The sequence below is a fragment of the Rhodovulum viride genome, from assembly GCF_003265965.1.
GTDB lineage: Bacteria > Pseudomonadota > Alphaproteobacteria > Rhodobacterales > Rhodobacteraceae > Rhodovulum > Rhodovulum kholense.
Genome location: NZ_MUAV01000075.1, coordinates 1 through 1,888 on the forward strand (window position 1 = coordinate 1; position 1,888 = coordinate 1,888).

General features: G+C 67.3%; 2 protein-coding genes. Both read right to left on the minus strand.

Annotation, left to right across the window (positions count from 1 at the left end):
- A partial coding sequence (gene galE, locus BYZ73_RS20910) for a UDP-glucose 4-epimerase GalE (RefSeq protein WP_112317540.1) occupies nt 1-978 on the minus strand: 978 nt, incomplete at its 3' end.
- Between the two features lie 4 nt (nt 979-982).
- Nucleotides 983-1,885: a UTP--glucose-1-phosphate uridylyltransferase GalU gene (gene galU / locus BYZ73_RS20915; protein ID WP_181498150.1), complete on the minus strand. Its 903-nt coding sequence runs from the start codon at nt 1,883-1,885 to the stop codon at nt 983-985.
- Between the last annotated feature and the right edge of the window lie 3 nt (nt 1,886-1,888).

The window sequence follows — 1,888 nt, forward strand, 5'->3', positions numbered from 1 at the left end:
CCTGTACCCGTCGGACTGGAACCATTTCCAGGCGTCCTGGATCATGGTGGGGAGGTCGGAACGTTCCGGGGCCCAGCCCAGCTCGGTCTCGGCGCGGGCGCTGCCCGAGACCAGACGGACCGCGTCGCCGCCGCGGCGGGGGCCCTCGGAATAAGGCACCGGGCGGTTGGTCACCGCATGCGAGGCCTCGATCACCTGGCGCACCGAATAGCCGGTCCCGGTGCCGAGGTTGAACACCCGGCTGCCCTTGCCCGCCAGCAGCCAGTCGAGCCCCAGAACATGCGCCGCAACCAGATCGCTGACATGGATGTAGTCGCGGATGCAGGTCCCGTCCGGCGTCGGATAATCGGTGCCGTGGATCGTCAGCGCCGGGCGCTTGCCCTCGATCGCCTCCAGCATCACCGGGATCAGGTGCGTCTCGGGGTCGTGCGCCTCGCCGACCTCGCCCTCGGGATCCGCCCCCGCCACGTTGAAGTAACGGAAGATCACCGATTTCAGCCCGTGGCTTGCCTCGAAATCGCGCAGCATGTCCTCGATCGCGCGCTTGGACGCGCCATAGGCGTTCAGCGGCGCCTGGGCGCTGTCTTCGTCCAGCGTCACCCCGTCCTGGTCGCCATAGACCGCGCAGGTCGAGGAAAACACCATGTTCAGGCAGCCCGCCGCCACCGCCGCCTCGATCAGCGTGAGCGACCCGCCCACATTGTTGCGCCAGTACTTGCCCGGGTCGCGCATCGCCTCGCCGACCTGGCTGAAGGCCGCGAAATGCATCACCCCCACCGGCCGGTAGGCCGCGAACACAGCGTCAAGCCGCGCCCGGTCCGCCAGATCGCCCCGTTCGAGCGGGCCGAACTTCACCGCCTCGGCCCAGCCGGTCGAGAGGTTGTCGTAGCACACCGGCACATGGCCCGCGCGCGCCAGAGCCTTGCAGGCATGCGCGCCGATATAGCCCGCCCCGCCCGTCACCAGAACATGCGCCATCGTGTTATTCCGCCGCCTCCGGCAGGGCGAACATGTCGCGCAGATACTCCTCGAACTCGGCCTTCAGCTCGGGCCGGGCCAGCGCGAAGGACACCGTCGCCTGCAGGAACCCGGCCTTCGAGCCGCAGTCGAAGCGCTGGCCGTTGAAGCGCAGCCCGTAGACCCCCTGGCCGTCGATCTCCTGGGCGATGGCGTCGGTCAGCTGCAGCTCGCCCCCGGCCCCGAAGCGTTTGTGGCGCAGGTTCTGGTCGAGATTGTGCAGCACCTTCGGCGTCAGGATGTAGCGCCCGATCACCGCCAGGTTCGACGGCGCCTCCTCAAGGCTCGGCTTCTCGACCATGCCCTTGACCAGCACCTTGTCGCCCATGTCGCGGGCCACGTCGAGGATGCCGTAGGCCGAGGCCTTCTCGCGCGGGACCTCCATCGCGGCGACCATGTTGGCGCCCGTGTCCTGATAGGCGTCGACCATCTGCCTGAGGCAGGGCGTCTCGGCCGCGATCACGTCATCGGGCAGGATCACCGCGAAGGGTTCGTTGCCGATCAGCCGCCGGGCGCACCAGACCGCGTGGCCCAGCCCCATCGCCATCTTCTGGCGGATATAGGCGATCGCGCCGCTTTCCATGTCGGTGCTGCGCAGGATTTCAAGCAGGTCGTCCTTGCCCTTGGACTTCAGCGAGTCCTCGAGATGCGGCGCGTGGTCGAAATAATCCTCGAGCGCGCTTTTGCCCCGCGACGTCACGAAGATGAAATCCGTGATCCCGGCCGCCCGCGCCTCGTCGATCGCGTATTGGATCAGCGGACGGTCCACCAGCGTCATGATCTCTTTCGGGATCGACTTCGTCGCGGGAAGAAACCGCGTCCCCAATCCCGCAACGGGAAAAACCGCCTTCGTTACTTGCCGGTTCATGAT